Below are 21,965 nucleotides of genomic sequence, written 5' to 3'. Positions count from 1 at the left end.
GCACAAGCGCTGGTGGCCGACCTCGGGCTGAACGACGACGGGCCCAACCGGTCTCCCGGCGCCGGTCAATCTGCCGCTGCCCACCAAAATCCTCACGCGGGTGCTGCCGCCGATCGAGATCGCTGCGAGTTCGGAGACGAGCCCGGCGTGGCCAGGGTCGACGCGCACGTCCGTGCGGTGATGCAGCACGGCCTGGCCCAACTGGCACGTCAACGCCGGCTGCCCATCCTGGGCTGAGCGGCCCGGCGCGTAATCAGGCCGTCGGCCGCCAGAACCCCTGGAATCCCTGGCCGGCGTTGGCGGTGCGGATCGGCGACAACTGCACGGGATCGCCGGCCTCGACCATCAGACCGCCACCGACGATCATCGCGACGTGTCCGTCCCACACCGCGAGATCGCCGGGCAGCACCGATGACCCCGCGACCGCGCCGCCGATGTCCTGCTCCTGCGCCAGCCGTGGGATGTCCAGGCCCGCTTCGCGGTAAGCCCACTGGGTCAGTCCGCTGCAGTCCAATCCGACCCCGGGCGTCGTCCCGCCCCACAGGTAGGGCACTCCGAGCTGGGTCAGCGCGTGCCGGACGGCGCCGGCGGCCACCGCGTTGGGGGCCGTCACGATCGTGCCGTCGGGCAACCGGACTGCCACGCCCTCGCCGAATGACGCCGCGTCCGGTGTCCCGGCGTCGTCGGGTCGGGTGAACGCGGCGAAGTCACCGAGGGCGCCCGAGCCCGGTGCACCCGAACCGAAGCCCGAGCCCAGCCCGCCGTTCCATCCGGTGCCGGGGCCCGGCGCGCCCACACTCGGCGCGCCGGAGTGGTATGCGGCCGGTGCTGTCGCCGCCGAGGCCTCGGGAGCGGCTGGAACGTGGGAAGCGGCCGGAGCCCCCAACGCCGCGGCCTGCCCGTCCAGCTCGACCGAGAGTTCCTCGACCACCGCGATGGCACGGGCCAGCGCCTCTCGCGCCTCGGCCAGCAGCTCCCGTGCCACCCCCGGTGAGTCCAGATGGGGCTCCAAAGCGCTTGCCTTGGATTCGAATTCGTCGACGATGTGCTGCAGGCGACGATGGGCTCGTGCCACTAGCGAGGCCGCGTCGGCCGCCGCGGCGCCCAGCCCGCCGGTGCGCTCGGCGGCGGCGTCGATCGCCGCCACAGTCGACGTCGCGACCTCCGCGGCGGCGTCGGCCCCGGCACCCGACCAGTTGGCGTGGGCGCGCAGCCAGGCCTGGCCCGCCGCGTCGGCGATCTCGGTCAGCGTCGCGCGGAGCCCGTCGAGCGTCGCCGCCGGATCGGCCGCACCGGACCATCCCGGCCCGACGAGCTGCTGCACCCGGCGGATCGGCGCTGTGAGTGCGGCGACCGTCGAACTGGGCATCACCGGCCGCCGGTGATCCGGGACGCGGCGGCGTCGTCGGAGCCGGCGTAGGCGTGCGCCGCCTCTGACGCTGCGGCGTCGCCCGCCTCCAACGACCTGCTGACCGTTGTCAGCAGCAGGGCCTGATCCTCGGCGGCCCGCGCCAGTGCGGCCAGGAAGCGGGCGCCGACAGGACCCAGCAGCGGTGCGGCCGCGCCGGCGGCCGCGGTGAGCCGGGCCGCCGCCGTATCGAGGTGGGCGGCGTGCACGGAGCAGGCGGCGCCGTACTCGCGGATCGAGTCGGTGTCCACGGACAGCGGGGCGGGCATATGGATAGGACGCCGGGAAGCTCGGCGCGGTTCCCGTTAAGGTCTGGACCCATGGATGTGCGCGTTGTCGACCACCCCTTGGCCGCGGCGCGGCTGACCACCCTGCGCGACGAGCGCACCGACAACGCCGGTTTCCGCGCCGCGTTGCGCGACCTGACGCTGATGCTCGTCTACGAGGCCACCCGGGAACTGGCCGTCGACACCGTGCCGGTGCGCACCCCACTGTGTGAGACCGCCGGCACGCGGCTGGCCGCCCCGCCGCTGCTGGTGCCGGTGCTGCGCGCGGGCCTGGGCATGGTCGACCAGGCGCACGCTCTCATCCCCGAGGCCCGCGTCGGCTTCGTCGGAGTGGCGCGCAACGAGGAGACCCACCAGCCCACCCCGTATCTGGAATCGCTGCCCGACGATCTGAGTCACCAGCCGGTGATCGTGCTGGACCCGATGCTGGCCACCGGCGGGTCGATGGCTCACACGCTGGAACTGCTTTACGCGCGTGATGTGGTGGATGTGACCGCGATCTGCGTGGTCGTCGCACCCGAAGGTCTGCGAGCGCTGGAGAAGGTGGCTCCCGAGCTACGGTTGTTCACCGCGACCATCGACTCGGGCCTCAACGACTACGCCTACATCGTGCCGGGCCTCGGCGACGCCGGCGACCGCCAGTTCGGCCCCCGCTGACACCCCCCGAAATCGCATTCCACGCGCGTCAAGTCGCGAAAATTCCGCGTGGAATGCGATTTCGGCGAATCATGGCCAGGCGCGCACCGCGGCGGCCACCGTGTCCTGCACCCGGGCGGCCCGGGCCTGAGCGGCGGCCAACTCCCCGGAACACCGGATCTCGATGTAACTCTTCAGCTTCGGCTCGGTGCCGGACGGGCGGGTCACCACCCGCACCGAGGTCGTGTCGTCACCGCCGGTGAACACCAGGGCGTCGGTGCGCGCCGCCAGATCGGTCGCTGCCAGATCGGCGACTGTGACCGGGAATCCGGCGATCTGCGCCGGCGGCGCGGCACGCAGCCGTTCCATCAGCGCCGCCGCCTCCTGCAGTGAATCCACCCGCCGGGTGACGGCCGAGGTGCTGTGCACGCCGTGGCGGCGGGCCAGGTCGTCGAGCGCGTCGAGCACTGTCAGGCCCCGGTTGCGCAGTGCAACAACCAGATCAGCGGCCAGCACGGCCGCGCTGATGCCGTCCTTGTCGCGCACGGCCTCGGGGTCCACGCAATGCCCGATCGCTTCCTCGTAGGCGTACAGCAGGGCCGCGTCTTCCATGCCGTCGTCGGCGCGGGCCAGCCATTTGAACCCGGTCAGCGTCTCGACGTGGCGGGCCCCGCGTTCGGCGGCGATGGCGGCCAGCATCCGCGACGACACCACGGTGCTGGCCACTACGGCGTGGGTGTTGTCGCCCTGCGAGAGCAGGTAATCGCCCAGCAGCCAACCGGTTTCGTCACCCGAGAGCATCCGCCAGCCGTGCGGGGTGGGCACCCCGATCGCGCAGCGGTCGGCGTCGGGATCCAGCGCGATTGCGATGTCGGCGTCCACGGCGGCGGCCAGGGCGGTCAGCTGGTCTGACGCGCCGGGTTCTTCGGGGTTCGGGAAGGCCACGGTCGGGAAGTCCGGGTCGGGAGCGAACTGACGCTCGACGACGTGTACGTCGTCGAATCCGGCCAACGCCAGTGCGTCGAGTGCGAATTCACCGCCCACCCCGTGCATCGGGGTCAATGCGATCCGCGCCGTGCCGGTGGTGCGGCGCACCGTGGCGGCGCGTTCGGCATAGGCGCGCAGCAGGTCGATGCCCGACGTGTCGACAGGACGGCGCGGGATCTCGTCTGCCGGCGGCGCCGACGCGATGGCGTGCTCGATGTCGCGGTCGGTGGGGGAGACGATCTGCAGCCCGCCGGCGAAGTACACCTTGTACCCGTTGTCCTGCGGTGGATTGTGCGATGCGGTGATCTGCACCCCGGCCGCGGCGCCGGTGGTGCGGACGGCGAACGCCACGGCCGGCGTCGGCACCGCGCACGGCATCAGTGTCACCGAAAAGCCCTGCGCGGAAAGAACTTCGGCAGCGGCGCGGCCGAACTCGGCGGAGCGGTGCCGGGCGTCGTAACCCACCACGACGCGCGATCCGTCGAGTGCGCGGTCGGTCAGCACCCGGGCCACCGCCCACGTCGCCCGCAGCACCACCGCGAGGTTCATGCCGTTGGGGCCCGCCCGCAGCGGCCCGCGCAGGCCTGCGGTGCCGAATGTCAGCGACCCGGTGAAACGCTCGGCCAGCTCGTCGTCCGTGCAGGCGGCGAGCTCGGCGGCCGAGGCCGGATCAGGGTCGTGAGACAGCCACTCCTGCACAGCAGTTCGCAACGGCGAGGTCACCCCGTCATTGTGCCCTGACGGCACGCCCGTCAGCCCTGGCGCATGCCGGCGTCGGATTCGGCGAGCTTGCGCAGGATGGGCGCCACCAGCATCAGCAGGTCGAACTCCAGCTCGGACAGCGTGTCGCGCATGGTCTGGTGAAGCCAGGCGTCGCGCTCGGCGCGGTCGGCTTCCAGCAGCGCCAGCCCGTCATCGGTGATCTCCACGAGCTGGCGGCGGCGGTCGTTCTCATCGGGCCGCCGGCTCACCAGCCCGCGGGACTCCAGCTCGTTGAGCGAGTCGGTCAGCGACTGCACCCGGACGTGCATCCGCACGCCGAGTTCGGCGGGCGTGGTCACTCCGGTGCGGCTGATCTCACCGAGCAGCTGCATCTGGCTCAACGTGAGTCCGTTGTCCGGACGATGCCGCCGCAGCTGCCGCGCCACCGCCATCAGCGACTCACGCAATTCGGTCGCCGCGGTGAATGCCCGGTCGGGCTGCCTCGTCATTCCCAAGTCAAAACTTGGTAACTACAGTTCGTCACTCAGCATCACTCCTTGTTGAGATCTTGGCATGGCAAGAGCATACTTGGCATCGATGACGGTGAAAGCGGTTTGGCGGCAAATACCCGGTTGGGCGGTCCTTCTTGCGCTGACCGTCGCGGTCACCGTCCCGCTGACGCTGGTCGGAGTGCCGTCCGCGGCGCTGTTCGCCGCGCTGGTCGTCGGTATCGCGGTGGCGCTGACCTCCCGCGGCCCCGAGCGCGTCCCGCGCAAGCTGGGCATCGCGGCCCAAGGGGTGCTCGGCGTCTACATCGGCACCATGGTCCAGCAGGACGCGCTGAACACACTCAAGGACGACTGGGCGATCGTGCTGGCCGTCGCGGCCGGCACGCTGGCGCTCAGCGTGATCGCCGGCGCGCTGCTGGGGCTGCGCCGCGACGTGACCCCGTTGACCGGATCACTGGCCCTGGTCGCCGGCGGGGCATCCGGGCTGGTCGCCATCGCCCGTGAACTCGGCGGCGACGACCGCGTGGTTGCCGTGGTGCAGTACCTGCGGGTGGCGCTGGTGACCGCGTCGATGCCGGTGGTCGTCACGCTGATCTATCACGCTGACCGTTCCCATAACGCGGTCGACGCCACCCGAACCCCTTCGGCGCCTTGGTATCTGAGCGTGGCAATGATGATCGCCCTGGTGCTGGTCGGTGGGACCGGCGGCCGGCTGATCCGGTTGCCAGGCGCCGGGCTGCTCGGGCCGCTGGCGTTGACGGTCGCGCTGGAAGTCAGCGGGTTGTCGTTCGGGCTGTCGGTGCCGGTGTTGCTGGTGCAGGCCGGTTACATGCTGATCGGTTGGCAGGCCGGGCTGGCGTTCACCCGGGACTCGCTGCGCTCGGTCGGCCGGCTTCTGCCCGTGGCGGTGGGGCTGATCGTGTTCATCGGCGTGGCGACGGCGGGGCTGGGCATCGTGCTTGCTCACGTCGCGGGCCTGACCCCGCTGGAGGGGTACCTGGCGACCAGTCCCGGCGGGGTGTACGCGGTGCTCGCCACCGCGGTGGAGACCGGCTCCAACGTGACGTTCGTGATCGCCGCGCAGGTGGTCCGGATCCTGCTGATGCTGTTCGCCGCGCCGGTCATGGCGCGCGCGGTTTTGTGGATGAGTCGGAGGCTGAGCACGCCCGATCAGAGCCGGGAGATCACCGCCGACAACAGGGAGCCCATCCGCGTCGCCGACTGACGGCCCGCCTCCAGCACCTCGGCATGGCTCAGCGGCTGGCCCGTCATCCCGGCCGCGAGATTGGTGACCAGCGAGACCCCCAGCACCTCGGCGCCGGCCGCCCGCGCGGCGATCGTCTCGTGCACCGTCGACATGCCGACCAGGTCGGCGCCCAGCGTGCGCAACATCCGGATCTCCGCGGGGGTCTCGTAGTGCGGGCCGGGCAACCCGGCATAGATGCCGTCGGGCAACCCGGGCTCGATGTCGCGGGCCAGCGCGCGCAACCGCGGCGAGTACGCGTCGACCAGATCCACGAACTGGGCGCCTACCAGCGGTGAGCGCGCCGTCAGATTGAGGTGGTCGCTGATCAGCACGGGCTGACCCACCGAGAAGTCCTCGCGCAGCCCGCCGGCGGCGTTGGTCAGCACCACGGTGCGCACCCCGGCCGCGCAGGCGGTGCGCACCGGATGCACGACGTGACGCAGGTCGTGGCCCTCATAGGCGTGAATGCGGCCGAGCAGCACCAGCACCCGGTGCGTGCCGACCCGCAGCGACAACACCTGGCCCCCGTGACCCTGCGCGCTGGGCGGTGTGAAGCCGGGCAGCTCGGCCATCGGGACGACCGCGCCGGGATCGCCGAGTTGCGCGGCGGCCGGCGCCCATCCCGAGCCCAGCACGACGGCGACGTCGAAGCCGTCGACACCGGTGCGGGTGCGCAGCGCATCGGCGGCCCGCGTGGCCTCTGCTGACGGGTCTTCCACAGGCGGCAGCTTAATTGGGGTGTTCGTGCAGTGAGATACTTGCCTGCATGCCCACCGCCGCCGCGTCGACCTGCGTCGAAGACGCAGTGCACCGCCGCCGCGTCGACCTGGTCGAGCTGTCGCACGCCATCCACGCCGAACCCGAGCTGGCGTTCGAGGAGCACCGTAGCTGCGCCAAGACCCAGGCCCTGGTCGCCGAGCGCGGGTTCGAGATCTCCGCCGGCGTCGCCGGCCTGGACACCGCCTTCCGCGCCGTCTTCGGCAGCGGGCCGCTGGTCGTCGGTGTCTGCGCCGAGTACGACGCGCTGCCCGACATCGGGCACGCCTGTGGGCACAACATCATCGCGGCGTCAGCGGTGGGCACCGCGCTGGCGCTGGCCGAGGTCGCCGATGCGCTCGGTCTGACGGTGGTGCTGCTCGGCACCCCGGCCGAGGAACTGGGCGGCGGGAAGGCCCTGATGCTCGACGCGGGGGTGTTCGACGACATCGCCGCGACGGTGATGCTGCACCCCGGGCCCGTCGACATCGCGGCCGCCCGGTCGCTGGCGCTGTCAGAGATGACGATCGGCTACGCCGGTCGCGAGTCTCACGCCGCGGTCGCCCCGTATCTCGGGCTCAACGCCGGCGACGCGGTGACCGTGGCGCAGGTGGCGATCGGACTGCTGCGGCAGCAGCTGGCGCCCGGCCAGATGGTGCACGGCATCGTCACCGACGGCGGGCAGGCTTCCAACGTCATCCCCGGACACACCGAGATGCGCTACACGATGCGGGCGACCAACTCGGAATCGTTGCGCGCGTTGGAATCCCGGATGGCCGGGTGCTTCGCGGCGGGCGCGGTGGCCACCGGGTGCGAGCACATCGTCACCGACACGGCGCCGGCCTACGCCGAACTGGCCCCCGATCCGTGGCTGGCCGAGACGTTCCGCGCCGAGATGACCCGGGTCGGTCGCACCCCGCTGCCGACCGAGCTGGAGGCGTCGGTGCCGCTGGGCAGTACCGACATGGGCAACGTCACGCAGGTGATGCCCGGGATTCATCCGGTCGTCGGCATCGACGCCGGAGGCGCGTCGATCCACCAGCCCGAGTTCGCCGCGGCGGCGGTCAACGCCAGCGCCGACACCGCGGTGATCGAGGGGTCGATCATGTTGGCGCGCACCGTGGTTGCGCTGGCCGAGTCGAACACCGAACGGGGCCGGGTGCTCGAGCTGTGGGAGAGGCGCGCGTCATGAGCGTGTTGAAGCACGCCGCCGCGCGGTGGCTCAGCGAGCATTACGACGACCTCGTCGGCTGGCGCAGGCACCTGCACCGGCACCCCGAGCTGGGGCGCCAGGAGTTCGCGACGACGCAGTTCGTCGCGTCGCTGCTGGCCGACGCCGGCCTCAACCCGAAGGTGCTGCCCGGGGGGACCGGCCTGACGTGTGACTTCGGGCCCGACGACGCGCCGCGGGTGGCGCTGCGCGCCGACATGGACGCGCTGCCGATGGCTGAACGCACCGGCCTGCCGTTCTCGTCGGAGGTGCCCAACGTCGCTCACGCGTGCGGCCACGACGGGCACACCGCCGTGCTGCTGGGCGCGGGGTTGGCCATGGCCTCGGAGACCGAGCTGCCGATCGGGGTGCGGCTGATCTTCCAGGCCGCCGAGGAGTTGATGCCCGGAGGCGCGATCGACGCGATCGCCGCCGGCGCATTGACCGGGGTGTCCCGGATCTTCGCGTTGCACTGCGATCCGCATCTGCCCGTCGGGCGGGTCGCAGTGAAGGCAGGGCCGATCACCTCGGCCGCCGACCACGTCGAGGTGACCCTGCACTCGCCGGGCGGGCACACCTCGCGCCCGCACCTGACCGGCGACCTGGTCTACGGTCTCGGCACGCTGATCACCGGGGTGCCGGGTGTGCTGTCGCGGCGCATGGATCCGCGCCACTGCACGGTGATGGTGTGGGGTGCGGTGCACGCCGGGATGGCCGCCAACGCGATCCCGCAGACCGGCACGCTGACCGGCACCATCCGCACCGCGAGCCGGGAAACCTGGCTGACGCTGGAAGACATTGTGCACGAATCGATCTCGTCGCTACTCACGCCGCTGGGCATCGAGCACGTGGTGCAGTACCGCCGCGGGGTGCCGCCGGTGGTCAACGAGGAGATCTCCACGCGCATCATGACCCACGCGATCGAGGCGATCGGCCCCGACGTGCTCGCCGACACCCTGCAATCCGGCGGCGGCGAGGACTTCTCCTGGTACCTGGAGGAGGTGCCCGGCGCGATGGCTCGGCTGGGGGTGTGGAGCGGACAGGGGCCACAGCTGGATCTGCATCAGCCGACGTTCGACCTCGACGAGCGCGCCCTCGGAGTCGGGGTGCGGCTGATGGTCAACCTGGTCGAGCGCAGCGCCGCCGCCCCCTAGTCCCTTATTCCGCTATTCCGCGCGAGCGTGCGTGTCTGCGGGCGCCACGCCGGGGAAATTCCGAAGTTTGCGCACGCTCGCGGGCCGGGTCAGTCCGTCGGCACGCACACGTCGAGGAACTTCTTCGTCAGGTCCAGCAGCACCTGCTGAAGCTCGGCGTCGGCGAGGTCGGCGATCGTCGGGTCGGTGACGCAGCCGTGTACCCCGGCGCTGAGCATCGAGATCGCCACCCGCGTCGCGTTGTCGGGGTCTGGACCGAGCAGCACCGCGGCGAGCCGCTCGCCGACGCGGCGGAAGTCGTCGTAATCCTCGAGCAATCGATGCACCGTCGGGTCGCCGTAGAACACGCTCGAGATGCGACGGTGCCGGATGATCAACTCCACCAGGCCGGCCATCGACACGCTGCGCCGCGCCGCCGCCGAGGGCAAGGTCTCGGCGATCCGCAGCAAGTGTTCGATGTCGTCGTACACCGGTTTGACGACCGCCAGCGCTATCGCGTCTTTGGAGTGGAACTGGTAGTAGACCGCGGCCTTGGTCACGCCGAGGCGGTCGGCGATCATCTGCAGGGACGTGCCGCTCACCCCGTGGTCGGCGAAAAGCGCCAGTGCCGCGTCGAGTACCCGCTCGCGTGCGAAGCCGCGGGTCGCCACCGGTTTGGCCATCGTCCCCCTTCCGCCGCACGGACGAACCGGGCCGAACTGTATCCCACGTCACAGTGCGGACCGATTCCGTGCCATGCCACTAGTTAGCCGATCGGCTTGTGTCCAGTTAGCCGATTGGTTAGTGTAGCTCGGTAGTTCGCTAACTTCCTGTCGAAGGCGGCTGTGCCGTAACGACTTTCGAGTAACTCTCTGGAGGAGTCGCCGGTGGACGGATGCCGATGAGCCGCCGCTTGCGCGAAGAGAGTCAGCACAAGCCACACTTCTACGGCGTCGCCCGGTTCATCCGCCGATCCTCGATCCCGATCATCCTGATCTGGGTGGCGCTGGCCGCCTTCCTCAACATCTCGGTGCCGCAGCTCGAAGAGGTCGGCAAGCTCCGGTCGGTGTCGATGAGTCCCGACGATGCCCCCGCGGTCATCTCGATGGAACACATCGGCGAGGTGTTCGAGGAGTACGAGTCCAACAGCTCGGTGATGATCGTGCTGGAGGGGGAGCAGCCCCTCGGCGACGACACCCGCGCGTACTACAGCGACCTGATCAGCGGGCTGGAAGCCGACACCACCCACGTCGAGCACGTCCAGGACCTTTGGAGCGACCCGCTGACCGCGGCCGGCGCCCAGAGCGCTGACGGCAAGTCCACCTACTTTCAGGTCTATCTCGCCGGCAACCAGGGCGAGGCGCTGGCCAACGAGTCGGTGCGCGCGGTCCAGGACCTGGTGTACGACAGTCAGCCCCCCGACGGAGTGCGGGCCTACGTCACCGGCGCGTCGGCGCTGGCCGCCGAGCAGGAGGAGGCCGGCCACAGCAGCATGCGGATGGTCGAGGCGCTGACCTTCCTGGTCATCACGATCATGCTGGTGCTGTTCTTCCGCTCCATCGTCACCACGCTGCTGATCCTGGTGATGGTCGGGCTGAGCCTGATGACGGTGCGGGGGGTGGTGGCGTTCCTCGGGTTCCACGACATCATCGGGCTTTCGACGTTCGCGACCAGCCTGCTGGTGACGCTGGCCATCGCGATCGCGGTGGACTACGCGATCTTCTTGGTCGGCCGCTATCAGGAGGGCAAGTCTTCGGGGGCGACCGCCGAAGAGGCCTACTACACGATGTTCGGCGGCACCGCGCATGTGATCGTCGGCTCCGGTCTGACCATCGCCGGCGCGACGTTCTGCCTGAGCTTCACCCGGCTGCCGTACTTCCAGAGCCTCGGGGTGCCGCTGGCGCTGGGCATGCTGGTGCTGATCGCGGTGGCGATGACGTTCGGGCCGGCGGTGGTGACGATCGCGAGCAAGTTCGGGCTGCTGGAACCCAAACGCGCCATGCGGGTTCGCGGCTGGCGCAAGATCGGCGCCGTCACCGTGCGGTGGCCCGGCGCGATCCTGGTGGCCAGCGTCGCGGTGTCGCTGATCGGGCTGCTGGCCTTGCCCGGCTACCAAACCAGTTACAACGACCGCAATTACCTGCCCGCCGACATTCAATCCAACGTTGGGTACGCCGCGGCCGAACGGCACTTCTCGCCCGCGCGGCTCAACCCCGAGATGCTGATGGTCGAGACCGATCGCGATCTCCGTAATTCGGCCGATTTCATCGTGATCGAGAAGATCGCCAAGGCGCTGTTCGCCGTCGAGGGCATCGGACGGGTGCAGACCATCACCCGCCCGGACGGCACACCGATCAAGAGCACCTCGATCCCGTACGCCATGAGCCGGCAGGGCACTACCCAGCAGCTCAACGAGAAGTACATGCTCGACCGCATGGACGACATGCTCGTCCAGGCGGAGTCGCTGCAGACCACCATCAACACGATGGAGAAGATGCAGAGCCTGATGGGTCAGATGGCGGAGATCACGCAGAGCATGGTCGCCAAGACCAAGACCATGGCGGCCGACATCACCGAATTGCGGGACCACATCGCCGATCTCGACGACTTCATCCGGCCCATCCGCAACTACTTCTACTGGGAACCGCACTGCTACAACATCCCGGTGTGTCACTCGATGCGCTCGCTGTTCGACCTGATCGACGGCACGAATCTGCTGACCGACAATGTCCAGGACCTGGTCCCGGACCTGGAGCGGATGGCCGCGATCATGCCTGAGCTGGTCGCGCTGATGCCGCAGCAGATCGCGACGATGAAGTCGCAGCGGGAGATGATGCTGACGCAGTATCAGACCCAGAACAGCCAGCTGGAGGCTGGTGCCGAAATGCAGGCCGACGCCGGTGCGATGGGCGACGCGTTCAACGACGCCTGGAACGCCGACTCGTTCTATCTGCCGCCGGAGGCCTTCGAGAACGCCGACTTCCAAAGCGGCATTGAGCAATTCATTTCACCGAACGGCCACGCGGTGCGGTTCATCATCGCCCACGAGGGTGATCCGCTCTCGCCGGCGGGTATCGGAAAGATCGACGCGCTCAAGACGGCTGCCAAGGAGGCGATCAAGGGCACGCCGCTGGAGGGGTCGAAGATCTATCTCGGCGGCACCGCGGCCACCTTCAAGGACATGGCCGACGGCACCCGCTACGACCTGCTGATCGCGGGAATCGCCGCCATCGGACTGATTTTCATCATCATGCTGATCCTGACTCGCGCGATCATCGCCGCCGCGGTGATCGTCGGCACGGTGGTGCTGTCGCTCGGCGCATCGTTCGGGCTGTCGGTTCTGGTGTGGCAGCACATCATCGGCATCGAATTGCACTGGATGGTGCTGCCGATGGCGGTGATCATCCTGCTGGCGGTGGGGGCGGACTACAACCTGCTGGTGGTGGCCCGGCTCAAGGAGGAGATCCACGCGGGTCTGCAGACCGGTCTGATCCGCACGATGGGCGGCAGTGGCTCGGTGGTCACCGCGGCCGGCATGGTCTTCGCGCTGACGATGATGACGATGGCGGTCAGCGATCTGACGATCATCGGTCAGGTGGGCACCACGATCGGCATGGGCCTGATTTTCGACACGTTGGTGATCCGGTCGTTCATGACGCCGTCGATCGCGGCGCTGCTGGGCCGGTGGTTCTGGTGGCCGCAGCGGATCCGCTACCGCCCGGTTCCGGCCCCGTGGCCCGCACCGCGACCGCGCGTCGCCGACACCACCGGCGGGTAGGTCGACGGCCGCGACTCAGGCGGTCATCAGGTGACCCGTGCCGCCGACGTACACGATCCCGGTCGGCCGTGCGGCGGTCGCCGCGTCGGCGATGGCCGGCACCATGACGATGTCTTGGGTGATCTCGGCGGAGACCACGGTGAAACCGATTCCCGCGTGCGCGAACTCGTAGCGCAGTGCGTACAGCGCGGTTTCGCCGGCCCGCTGGCTCGCGGCGACGCCTGCGTAGCCCTTCGGCACCGCCTTGTTCGGGTAGAAGTGCGCCTGATGGCTGGTGACGAACACGATCCGGGCGCCGGCAGGCATCAACGGCATCGCCAGCGTGGCGAGGAGGCGCTGGGCATCGCCATTGGCCCGCATGGCGTGGCTCGGTCCGGCCCCCATCTCCAGGTCGCCGGAGGCGTTGAGGATGAGGGCGTCGAGTCGGCCGAAGCGTGCGCGGATGGTGTCGATCATCGCCGCGACGGCGAATTCGTCGTAGATGTCGGCGGCGATCGTCGATGCATCCCCGCCCGCGTCGCGGACGGCCCGCGCCACGGACTCGGCACGCTCGGCGTTTCCGCGATGCTGGACGAGGACGTGGGTGTTCGGGGCGGCGACCCGCTGGGCGACTGCGGCGCCGACGCCGCGCGACGCGCCGGTGATGAGGACGATCCGCTCAGGTGATTGCAGCATGCGGGTTCCTTCCCTTGCGACGAACGCTTGCGGGCCACCTTACACCCTTTTTAAGAAAACTAAGAGAAAAATAAGGTCACGGTAAGGCGATGAATCGATTGCCGACAGGCGGCTTCACCCCGCTAGGAGAACCATGCGTGACAAATTCTGGCGCGCCGGGACGAAGGTAGGAGCTGCCGTGACAGCGAATGTGTATTCATGACGGTCAAACTGAACGACAGGGCATACAAGCATGCGCAGGAGTTGATAGAGGCGGGCAGTTGTGTGATCGACGACCGCGATGCATGGAGCGAGCATCAGCCATCGGCCCGGCAGGAGAACGAGTTCATCGAAAAGTGCGGGATCGCGGAGTACTCCAAATGGTATTTGGGGATCGACGACCTGCAGGACGAGAACCGTAAGGGCCGTTACAAGTTTCCGTACGGCGACTTCCACGACGTTCATCGCTGCGGGCTTCTGGCGGCCGAGTCCCGAGCAGGGCAACGCAACTACTACGACATCGAGACTGCGGTCGCTCACCTTCACGGCATGCTGGAAATGCTCAGGTCGATGGGCAAGCCTCGCGCCCATGAAAGCTGAGAAGAGGGACCTGGCAATGTCAACGTGAGCTGGCCCCACTGTGACGTTCAGTTGTGGCCCCACTTCGGGGGATCGACGAGCGTTGAGGCACAGCGACGTCGCATTCGCTGCGGACTTAGTGACGCGATGTTCCGCCCGGGCCCCGCACCCGCGTTGTACGCGTGCGACTTCGAGTCCGGGTAAGGCCCCATCGCGGTCACCAACGGGCGAGTATGTGACTGGGCGCCGTCAAAAGCGATGGGTTTCAGGCTGAGTTGTCGCCCGGACAGCGGTGACGCGCGGAACCTGCGCACGCGCGGCGGGCCGGCGACGGTGGACTTTCGCCGATGCCGTCGACCTGGCATCCGTGGTGTGGATGACACCAGTGCGTTTGCCACGTGGTTGACAACGCCCGGAGGCTCCCGGCCAGCCGTCAACAGTCACGGAGTTTGCGATCCGACGCTCACCAGGACGACGGGTGAGCGACCCCGAAGAGCTTGCGGGTGACGCGGCGGAACCGGGGCCCGGACGGGGCCGGGCACCGACACGTGGGTTCGGTCGACGCGCGGTTCAGGGAAAGGACGCCTACGCGCCGGGGCCGACGTTCCCCGCGGGGCGCGTGCGCAGATCGTGCACGTATTCAGCTGGCGCCCCGGCGATCTCGGCCGCATCGGCCATCACGCCAAGATACCGCGCCGACGGGATACCACCTTCCCAGGCGTCGAGCACATACAGCCACGCCAGCACCGGATCGGTGTCGGTGTCTGAGGAGGTGCGTTCCACCCGGCACCGGATCTTCTTGTGGAAGCCCAGTTCGGAGCCCTCCCAACGGTCGAGGTTCTCCTCGTCCTCCTTGGTCACGTCGTAGAGCACGACGAATACCTTCGAGTTCGGGTCCTCGACGATCGTGGCCAGCGCGCCCTCCCAGGCGATGTCCGCGCCGCCGAACGTCAGCCGCCATCCGTGCAACCAGCCCGTCCCGGCCATCGGGGAGTGCGGAGCCCGCTCCAGCATCTGTTCGGGATGCATATTCGATCCGTAGGCGGCGTAGATCGGCACGCGAGAAGCTTAGACGCCCGGCCGCCATCGGGCGGAGCATGTGTCTGAACGCCTCGGCCACCTCCGTGCCCTAGGTTGAGAACGTGGTAACGCGCATCGTGATCATCGGCGGAGGACCAGCGGGATACGAGGCGGCTCTGGTCGCGGCCGCGCGGGGACGCGACGTCACTCAGGTGACCGTGGTCGACCAGGACGGTCTGGGCGGGGCGTGCGTGCTGTATGACTGTGTGCCGTCGAAGACGTTCATCGCCTCGACCGGTGTGCGCACCGAGCTACGACGCGCCCAGGGCCTGGGCTACGACATCGGCATCGACGACGCCCGGATTTCGCTCCCGCAGATCAACAACCGTGTCAAGACCCTGGCCGCGTCGCAGTCGGCCGACATCGGCAGCCAACTGCTCAACCAGGGCGTCACGATCATCGGCGGCCGCGGAGAGCTCGTCGACGACATCGCCGGCATGGCGCACCACCGGGTGAAGGTCACCACCAACGACGGCAAGGTCGGCGTACTCAAAGCCGACGTCGTGCTGCTCGCCACCGGCGCGAGCCCGCGGGTGCTGCCCAACGCAATCCCCGACGGCGAGCGGATCCTGACATGGCGCCAGGTGTACGACCTGACCGAGCTGCCGGAGCACCTGATCATCGTCGGCTCCGGGGTGACCGGCGCGGAGTTCTGCAACGCCTACACCGAGCTCGGCGTGACGGTGACGGTGGTGGCCAGCCGTGACCAGATCCTGCCCCACGAGGACTCCGACGCCGCGGCCGCGTTGGAGGAGGTGTTCAACGAGCGCGGCGTCACGCTGGTCAAGAACGCCCGCGCCGACTCGGTGACCCGCACCGACACCGGCGTCAGGGTCGCCATGGCCGACGGACGCGTCGTCGAGGGCAGCCACGCACTGATGACCGTCGGCTCGGTGCCCAACACCTCCGGGCTGGGCCTGGAACGCGTCGGCGTCGATCTCAAACCCGGCGGCTACATCCCCGTCGACCGGGTGTCGCGGACCCCGGCCGCCGGAATCTACGCCGCGGGCGACTGCACCGGGCTGCTGCCACTGGCCTCGGTGGCCGCGATGCAGGGCCGCATCGCGATGTACCACGCGCTCGGTGAGGGCGTGTCGCCCATCCGGCTGCGCACGGTGGCCTCGGCGACGTTCACCCGGCCGGAGATCGCCGCGGTCGGCATCCCGCAGTCGGCGATCGACGACGGCAGTGTGCCCGCCCGCACCTTGATGCTGCCGCTGAGCACCAACGCCCGAGCGAAGATGTCGCTGCTGCGGCACGGCTTCGTCAAGATCTTCTGCCGGCCCGCCACCGGGGTGGTGATCGGCGGCGTGGTGGTCGCTCCGATCGCCTCGGAGCTGATCCTGCCGATCGCGCTGGCCGTGCAGAACCGCATCTCGGTGACCGATCTGGCGCAGACGCTGTCGGTGTATCCGTCGCTGTCGGGGTCGATCGTGGAAGCCGCGCGCCGGCTGATGGCCCACGACGATCTGGACTGAGCACGCGGCTCGTTCCTCGCCGCTTGATCGTCGTCCGGCTAGCCTGGGAGGCGACAACCCGTACTGACGAGTAACGAGGAGCCGGTTTACGTGGGTGACCCGATCCCCGCTCCGGGCAACAGCCAGACCTTCCTGAGCCCTGATCAGCGGGTCCGTGCCTGGGAACGGCTCGGCAGCGAACAGTTCGACGTGATCGTCATCGGCGGCGGCATCGTCGGCGCCGGAGCGGCACTGGACGCGGCGACCCGCGGCCTGAAGGTCGCGCTGGTGGAGGCCCGCGATTTCGCTTCGGGCACCTCCAGTCGCAGCAGCAAGATGTTCCACGGCGGGCTGCGCTACCTCGAACAGCTCGAGTTCGGCCTGGTGCGCGAAGCCCTGCACGAACGCGAACTGTCGCTGACAACGCTGGCGCCGCATCTGGTGAAGCCGTTGCCGTTCCTGTTCCCGTTGACCAACCGGTGGTGGGAGCGGCCCTACGTCGCCGCCGGTATCTTCCTCTATGACCAGCTCGGTGGCGCGAAATCCGTTCCCGCGCAGAAGCATCTGACCCGCTCGGGTGCGCTGCGACTGTCGCCGGGACTCAAGCGCAGCTCGCTGGTCGGTGGAATCCGCTATTACGACACCGTCGTCGACGATGCCCGCCACACGATGACGGTGGCGCGCACGGCCGCGCACTACGGCGCGGTGGTGCGGACGTCGACGCAGGTGGTCGCGCTGCTGCGGGAGGGTGACCGGGTCACCGGCGTGCGGGTGCGCGATTCCGAGGACGGTTCGGTCACCGAGGTGCGCGGGCACGTCGTGGTCAACGCCACCGGGGTATGGACCGACGAGATCCAGGCACTGTCCAAGCAGCGCGGCAGGTTTCGGGTGCGCGCATCCAAGGGCGTGCACATCGTGGTGCCCCGCGATCGCATCGTCAGCGAGGTCGCGATCATCCTGCGCACCGAGAAGTCGGTGCTGTTCGTGATCCCGTGGGGCACGCACTGGATCATCGGCACCACCGACACCGACTGGAACCTCGACCTCGCCCACCCGGCAGCGACCAAGGCCGACATCGACTACATCCTCGGACAGGTGAACAAGGTGCTGGCCACACCGCTGACCCACGACGACATCGACGGGGTGTACGCCGGACTGCGGCCACTGCTGGCCGGCGAGAGCGAGGAGACCTCCAAGCTGTCGCGCGAGCACGCCGTCGCGGTGCCCGCCCCCGGTCTGGTCGCGATCGCCGGCGGCAAGTACACCACCTACCGGGTGATGGCGGAGGACGCGATCGACGCGGCCGCCGAGTTCATCCCGACCAGGGTGGCGCCGTCGATCACCGAGAAGGTGCCGCTGCTGGGCGCCGACGGGTACTTCGCGATGATCAACCAAACCCAAAGTGTCGGTGCGCATTACGGTCTGCATCCGTATCGCGTTCGGCACCTGCTGGACCGGTACGGGTCGCTGATCGGCGAGGTGCTCTCGCTGGCCGACCACCGGCCGGAGTTGCTCGAGCCGATCACCGAGGCGCCGGTGTATCTGAAGGTGGAAGCCGCTTACGCTGCGGCCGCGGAGGGAGCGCTGCACCTCGAGGACATCCTCGCGCGCCGGATGCGGATCTCGATCGAGTACCCGCACCGGGGCGTGGACTCCGCCCGCGAGGTCGCCGAAATCGTTGCGCCCGTGCTGGGTTGGAGTGCCGATGACGTCGACCGGGAGGTCGACACCTACCTGGCGCGGGTGGAGGCCGAGGTGCTCTCGCAGACGCAGCCCGACGACGAGTCCGCCGACGCGTTGCGCGCCGCTGCCCCGGAGGCGCGCGCTGAGATCCTCGAGCCGGTGCCGCTCAATTGAGGCGCCCCCGCCCCGCACCGCTTCCGGTGCGCGACGGGCTCGGACCGGCGCGGGTGCGGCTGCGCGGCGGTGCGGTGCTGGTGGAGTTCGCCGACCGGTTCGGTCAGGCAGCGGCGCAGAAGGTGCTCGACGGCGAGGTGTTCACCGCTGACGGCACTACCGTGACGGCAGCCACTGTGCTGCAACCCAATTCGGTGGTCTACCTGTACCGTGACCTACCCGACGAGGTACCGGTGCCGTTCGACATGCCTATCCTGCACCGGGACGACAACCTCGTCGTCGTCGACAAACCGCACTTCCTCGCGACCATGCCGCGCGGCGGGCATGTCGCGCAAACCGCGCTGGTCCGGCTGCGCCGCGAACTCGACGAGCCCGAACTCAGCCCCGCGCACCGGCTGGACCGGCTGACCGCCGGGGTGCTGGTCTTCACCACCCATCGCGCGGTCCGCGGCGCCTATCAGACGATGTTCGCGCGCGGCGAGGCGGCCAAGACGTACCTCGCGCGGTCGTCGGCGCCCACGCAGCGGGAGTTTCCGGTGACGGTTCGCAGCCGGATCGTCAAGCAGCGCAGCCGATTACAGGCATTGGAGGAGCCGGGAGAGCCGAACGCCGAGACTCTGGTGCAGAGCTGCGGTGACGGTCACTACCGGCTGACCCCGCGCACGGGGCGCACCCACCAGTTGCGCGTCCACATGAACTCACTCGGACTGCCGATCGATGGCGACCCGCTGTACCCCTCGGTGATCGACGTGGCGGCCGGGGACTTCTCGACCCCGCTGAAGCTCCTGGCGCATACGTTGACGTTCGCCGACCCGGTGACGGGCGTCCAACAGCGGTTCACCAGCGGGCGGACGATCTGAATGTGCGCTCAGATCGCGACTCCCCTCGAAGATCGCTCTATCGCGATCTGAGCGCACACGAACACCGTCGGCAGCGTTCCCGCTCCCGTGTCACGTGCGTCGCCCGGCGCCTTAGCGACGCACAGTGGAAAAATGTACTTCATCTGTCAACAGTTCGCTGAGCGATTAGACATCATCGTCAATCTTGGCGCTGACTAGGCATTGTGCTTGGCGACCCCTGTTGACGGGCCTTTGCGCACCTGGTGACACTGTCGGCTACGTCGGCGCGCGGAGCGGCGGGATACCAGAACCGGCCAGATGCTGTGCAGATATACGAGATCCGTTCTGATTCGCGCCCAGATGGCAAATCACGGTGCCGACCCGGTCGGTGCGGCCGCGGGAGCGGATCGGGCGGGTTCGGCCGCGGGGTGGGCGGCCCGACTGTCACAATCAGCCTGTCTGCGGTGACGGGCACCGGAGACGACAAGGAGTGCAGTTGCGCAAGAGCTGGCTGGTCACGTCCGCGTCGCTGTTTCTCGGGGCGTCGGTCCCGGTGCTGATCCCCGCTCCGGCCTACGGGGCGGTGTGTGGTTCCGTCGGCGGAGTCCACGTCGACATCACCGGTTGCGCCGATCCGTTCTCTGAGCTCAACGAGGCCCTGGCGCCGCCACCCCCGCCGCCGCCCCCGCCACCGCCGCCGCCGGGCGCGCCCCCGCCGCCGCCCCCGCCACCGCCGGTGTACGTCCCTGCGCCCAACGTCAGCGTCTGCGCCGACGTCGGCCGGCGCATCAGCGTGGGTGGATGCATCTAGTGGACCGCGCTTCCTTCGACCGGCTGTTCGACATGACAGACCGGACCGTGATCGTCACCGGCGGCACCCGCGGAATCGGCTTGGCGCTGGCCGAGGGCTATGTGCTGGCGGGCGCGCGGGTGGTGGTGGCCAGCCGCAAGGCCGACGCCTGCGAGCAGGCCGCGCAACACCTGCGTGGCTTGGGCGGCACCGCGATCGGGATCCCTGCCCACCTGGGCGAGGTCGACGACCTCGGGACGCTCGTGGAGCGCACCGTGTCCGAGTTCGGCGGAGTCGACGTGCTGGTCAACAATGCCGCCAACCCGCTCGCGCAACCGTTCGGACACATGACCGTCGACGCGTTGACCAAGTCGTTCGAGGTCAACCTGCGCGGGCCGGTGCTGCTCGTGCAGGAGGCGTTGCCGCACCTGAAGGCCAGTGAGCATGCCGCGGTGCTCAACATGGTGTCGGTGGGCGCGTTCATCTTCGCGCCGATGCTGTCGATCTACGCGTCGATGAAGGCCGCGATGATGTCGTTCACCCGGTCCATGGCCGCGGAGTTCGTACATCACGGCATCCGGGTCAACGCGCTGGCTCCCGGACCGGTGGACACCGACATGATGCGCAAGAACCCGCAGGAGGCCATCGACGGGATGGTTGGCGGCACGCTGATGGGTCGCTTGGCGACCGCCGACGAAATGGTCGGCGCGGCACTGCTTCTGACCTCCGACGCCGGCAGCTACATCACCGGTCAGGTGATCATCGCCGACGGCGGAGGCACCCCACGCTGACCCTCCGCCGAAATCGCATTCCACGCGGCCCTCGGGCCCGTTTTCCCGCACCGGGCGCAATCTCGGCGGCATCGTGGCCATACGCAATGTCGTAGGTGTATGGTCACTGGCATGACGCTCGACCGGACGTTGACCGAACGCGGACTGGCGCTGGTCAACGCAAAGACGACGGACATGGCCGACGCGGTGCTGCGGGTGCCGCTGCACTACTACCGCGATCCGAAGATCACCGAGATCGAAGAGTCGGCGATCCTGCGGCGCACCCCGCTGGCCATCGTGCCGGGCAGTCAGATTCCGAACAGACACGACTACGTGGTGCGGTCGGTGCTCGGCGACTCGCTGCTGGTCACCCGCGACGCCGACGGCGTGGCGCACGTGTTCCTGAACTACTGCCGCCACCGCGGCGCGATGCCGGCCTGCGGCAGCGGGAACTCCCGTCGCTTCGTATGCCCTTATCACGCCTGGAATTACGACTCGGCGGGCAAGTTGGTGCGTATCCCGGGCAAAGCCGGGTTCGCCGAGGTGGACCCGGAGGGTTACGGGTTGGTCGAACTACCCAACGAGGAGCGGTTCGGGTTTGTGTGGGCGGTGCTGACCGCCGGCGCCGACATCGACCTGGACACCCATCTGGGCGGCTTCGCCGCAGAACTCGAGCAGTGGAACTACCGCACGTACGGGTACCACGACGACCGCGAGTTCGAGTCCGAGACCAGCTGGAAGGGTGCCCTGGAGGCCTTCGCCGAGGGGTACCACTTCCCCTATGTGCACGGGCAGAGCGTGATCGGGCTCAACACGGTGGCCAACACCCACGTCTATGACGAGTGGGGGCGCCATCACCGGATCGGCTTCCCGTTCAACAACATCGCCGAGCTGAACGACAACCCCTCGCAGGACTGGGATCCCGTGCTCCGGATGGGCGTCATCTACTGGATCTACCCGAACCTGATCCTGGCCAACAGCCCCGTCGGGGTGGAGATCATCGACATCCTGCCCGCCGGCGAGCCGACCCGTTGCACGGTCCGGCACAGCTGGATGGCCCGGTATCCCGCCGCCGACGACGCGCAGCGCGCGTTCTACGACGAGATCTACAACCAGGTGCACGCCGCCGTCCGCGACGAGGACTTCGTGATGCTGCCCCAGTGTGGGGAAGGGGTGCGGCACGGTCAGCACGATCACATGCTGATCGGCCGCAACGAGATCGGCGTCCAGCACATGATCCGGGTGCTCGCCGGCGAGCTCGGCGTCGCCCTCGCCTGACCCGGCTCC

20 protein-coding genes and 1 pseudogene are annotated in these 21,965 nt (G+C 68.9%); 13 read left to right on the top strand and 8 right to left on the bottom strand.

The features are described 5' to 3' along the window. Nucleotides 1-43: 43 nt before the first annotated feature. Nucleotides 44-237, top strand: a pseudogene (locus ACXMYJ_RS08085) (glycerol acyltransferase); the annotation flags it as partial. 16 nt (nt 238-253) lie between these two features. On the opposite strand, the gene ACXMYJ_RS08080 reads toward ACXMYJ_RS08085, so the two are convergent. Both ACXMYJ_RS08080 and ACXMYJ_RS08075 read right to left on the bottom strand, forming a co-directional pair. Further along, nucleotides 254-1,369 carry a C40 family peptidase gene (locus ACXMYJ_RS08080; protein ID WP_460355263.1) on the bottom strand — a complete coding sequence of 372 codons (1,116 nt, stop codon included), beginning with the start codon at nt 1,367-1,369 and terminating at the stop codon, nt 254-256. After that, complete coding sequence (locus tag ACXMYJ_RS08075; protein ID WP_460355260.1) at nt 1,369-1,677, bottom strand: type VII secretion target; 309 nt, start codon at nt 1,675-1,677, stop codon at nt 1,369-1,371. The genes ACXMYJ_RS08080 and ACXMYJ_RS08075 overlap by 1 nt, the downstream gene beginning before the upstream one ends. 51 nt (nt 1,678-1,728) lie before the next feature. On the opposite strand from ACXMYJ_RS08075, the gene upp reads away from it, so the two are divergent. Continuing rightward, nucleotides 1,729-2,352 carry a uracil phosphoribosyltransferase gene (upp, locus tag ACXMYJ_RS08070; protein ID WP_460355258.1) on the top strand — a complete coding sequence of 208 codons (624 nt, stop codon included), beginning with the start codon at nt 1,729-1,731 and terminating at the stop codon, nt 2,350-2,352. Between the two features lie 69 nt (nt 2,353-2,421). Here upp and ACXMYJ_RS08065 read toward each other — a convergent pair whose 3' ends face one another. After that, complete coding sequence (locus ACXMYJ_RS08065; RefSeq protein WP_460355255.1) at nt 2,422-4,041, bottom strand: phospho-sugar mutase; 1,620 nt, start codon at nt 4,039-4,041, stop codon at nt 2,422-2,424. A gap of 29 nt (nt 4,042-4,070) precedes the next feature. After that, a complete protein-coding gene (locus ACXMYJ_RS08060) occupies nt 4,071-4,529 on the bottom strand; it encodes a MarR family winged helix-turn-helix transcriptional regulator (RefSeq protein WP_460355253.1) in 459 nt (152 codons plus the stop codon). 88 nt (nt 4,530-4,617) lie between these two features. On the opposite strand from ACXMYJ_RS08060, the gene ACXMYJ_RS08055 reads away from it, so the two are divergent. Continuing rightward, the gene (locus ACXMYJ_RS08055) at nt 4,618-5,754 is read left to right on the top strand and encodes an AbrB family transcriptional regulator (protein WP_460355251.1); all 1,137 of its coding nucleotides are present in this window, start codon (nt 4,618-4,620) and stop codon (nt 5,752-5,754) included. Here the strand turns inward: ACXMYJ_RS08055 and ACXMYJ_RS08050 are convergent. Then, nucleotides 5,700-6,503 (bottom strand): purine-nucleoside phosphorylase, encoded by an 804-nt coding sequence (locus ACXMYJ_RS08050; RefSeq protein WP_460355334.1) that lies wholly within the window; start codon nt 6,501-6,503, stop codon nt 5,700-5,702. The two genes, ACXMYJ_RS08055 and ACXMYJ_RS08050, sit on opposite strands and share 55 nt — an antisense overlap. 38 nt (nt 6,504-6,541) lie before the next feature. Here ACXMYJ_RS08050 and ACXMYJ_RS08045 point away from each other — a divergent pair, with 38 nt between their 5' ends. Beyond that, nucleotides 6,542-7,723 carry a M20 family metallopeptidase gene (locus ACXMYJ_RS08045; RefSeq protein WP_460355248.1) on the top strand — a complete coding sequence of 394 codons (1,182 nt, stop codon included), beginning with the start codon at nt 6,542-6,544 and terminating at the stop codon, nt 7,721-7,723. Then, complete coding sequence (locus tag ACXMYJ_RS08040) at nt 7,720-8,895, top strand: M20 family metallopeptidase (protein ID WP_460355245.1); 1,176 nt, start codon at nt 7,720-7,722, stop codon at nt 8,893-8,895. The genes ACXMYJ_RS08045 and ACXMYJ_RS08040 overlap by 4 nt, the downstream gene beginning before the upstream one ends. A gap of 89 nt (nt 8,896-8,984) precedes the next feature. Here the strand turns inward: ACXMYJ_RS08040 and ACXMYJ_RS08035 are convergent, their stop codons facing one another. Continuing rightward, a complete protein-coding gene (locus tag ACXMYJ_RS08035) occupies nt 8,985-9,557 on the bottom strand; it encodes a TetR/AcrR family transcriptional regulator (RefSeq protein ID WP_460355242.1) in 573 nt (190 codons plus the stop codon). Nucleotides 9,558-9,775: 218 nt separating this feature from the next. On the opposite strand from ACXMYJ_RS08035, the gene ACXMYJ_RS08030 reads away from it, so the two are divergent. Continuing rightward, a complete protein-coding gene (locus ACXMYJ_RS08030) occupies nt 9,776-12,652 on the top strand; it encodes an MMPL/RND family transporter (protein WP_460355239.1) in 2,877 nt (958 codons plus the stop codon). Between the two features lie 15 nt (nt 12,653-12,667). Here the strand turns inward: ACXMYJ_RS08030 and ACXMYJ_RS08025 are convergent, their stop codons facing one another. Then, a complete protein-coding gene (locus tag ACXMYJ_RS08025) occupies nt 12,668-13,327 on the bottom strand; it encodes an SDR family oxidoreductase (protein WP_460355237.1) in 660 nt (219 codons plus the stop codon). Nucleotides 13,328-13,525: 198 nt separating this feature from the next. Between ACXMYJ_RS08025 and ACXMYJ_RS08020 the strand changes: the two genes are divergently transcribed. Then, nucleotides 13,526-13,906: a hypothetical protein gene (locus tag ACXMYJ_RS08020; RefSeq protein WP_460355235.1), complete on the top strand. Its 381-nt coding sequence runs from the start codon at nt 13,526-13,528 to the stop codon at nt 13,904-13,906. A gap of 564 nt (nt 13,907-14,470) precedes the next feature. On the opposite strand, the gene ACXMYJ_RS08015 is transcribed toward ACXMYJ_RS08020, so the two are convergent. Beyond that, on the bottom strand, nt 14,471-14,944 hold the full coding sequence (locus ACXMYJ_RS08015) for a gamma-glutamylcyclotransferase (RefSeq protein WP_260757599.1): 474 nt from the start codon (nt 14,942-14,944) through the stop codon (nt 14,471-14,473). Nucleotides 14,945-15,027: 83 nt separating this feature from the next. On the opposite strand from ACXMYJ_RS08015, the gene ACXMYJ_RS08010 reads away from it, so the two are divergent. From ACXMYJ_RS08010 to ACXMYJ_RS07985, 6 genes are all read left to right on the top strand, one after another. Continuing rightward, nucleotides 15,028-16,443, top strand: coding sequence for an NAD(P)H-quinone dehydrogenase (locus tag ACXMYJ_RS08010; RefSeq protein WP_460355232.1), 1,416 nt, complete (start codon nt 15,028-15,030; stop codon nt 16,441-16,443). Between the two features lie 90 nt (nt 16,444-16,533). Beyond that, nucleotides 16,534-18,279 carry a glycerol-3-phosphate dehydrogenase gene (gene glpD, locus ACXMYJ_RS08005; protein WP_443187630.1) on the top strand — a complete coding sequence of 582 codons (1,746 nt, stop codon included), beginning with the start codon at nt 16,534-16,536 and terminating at the stop codon, nt 18,277-18,279. After that, nucleotides 18,276-19,139, top strand: coding sequence for a pseudouridine synthase (locus ACXMYJ_RS08000; RefSeq protein ID WP_443187631.1), 864 nt, complete (start codon nt 18,276-18,278; stop codon nt 19,137-19,139). Before glpD ends, ACXMYJ_RS08000 begins: the two co-directional genes overlap by 4 nt. A 475-nt stretch (nt 19,140-19,614) precedes the next feature. Continuing rightward, nucleotides 19,615-19,929, top strand: a complete 315-nt coding sequence (locus ACXMYJ_RS07995) for an RNA-binding protein (RefSeq protein ID WP_443187632.1) — start codon at nt 19,615-19,617, stop codon at nt 19,927-19,929. Further along, a complete protein-coding gene (locus ACXMYJ_RS07990; protein ID WP_443187674.1) occupies nt 19,929-20,699 on the top strand; it encodes an SDR family NAD(P)-dependent oxidoreductase in 771 nt (256 codons plus the stop codon). Before ACXMYJ_RS07995 ends, ACXMYJ_RS07990 begins: the two co-directional genes overlap by 1 nt. 111 nt (nt 20,700-20,810) lie before the next feature. Continuing rightward, entirely contained in the window at nt 20,811-21,956 is a 1,146-nt protein-coding gene (locus ACXMYJ_RS07985; RefSeq protein WP_260757604.1) for an aromatic ring-hydroxylating oxygenase subunit alpha, read from the top strand. Nucleotides 21,957-21,965 lie beyond the last annotated feature (9 nt).

The organism is Mycobacterium sp. ZZG (assembly GCF_054786995.1).
This window is presented reverse-complemented; position numbering and strand designations above follow the sequence as displayed.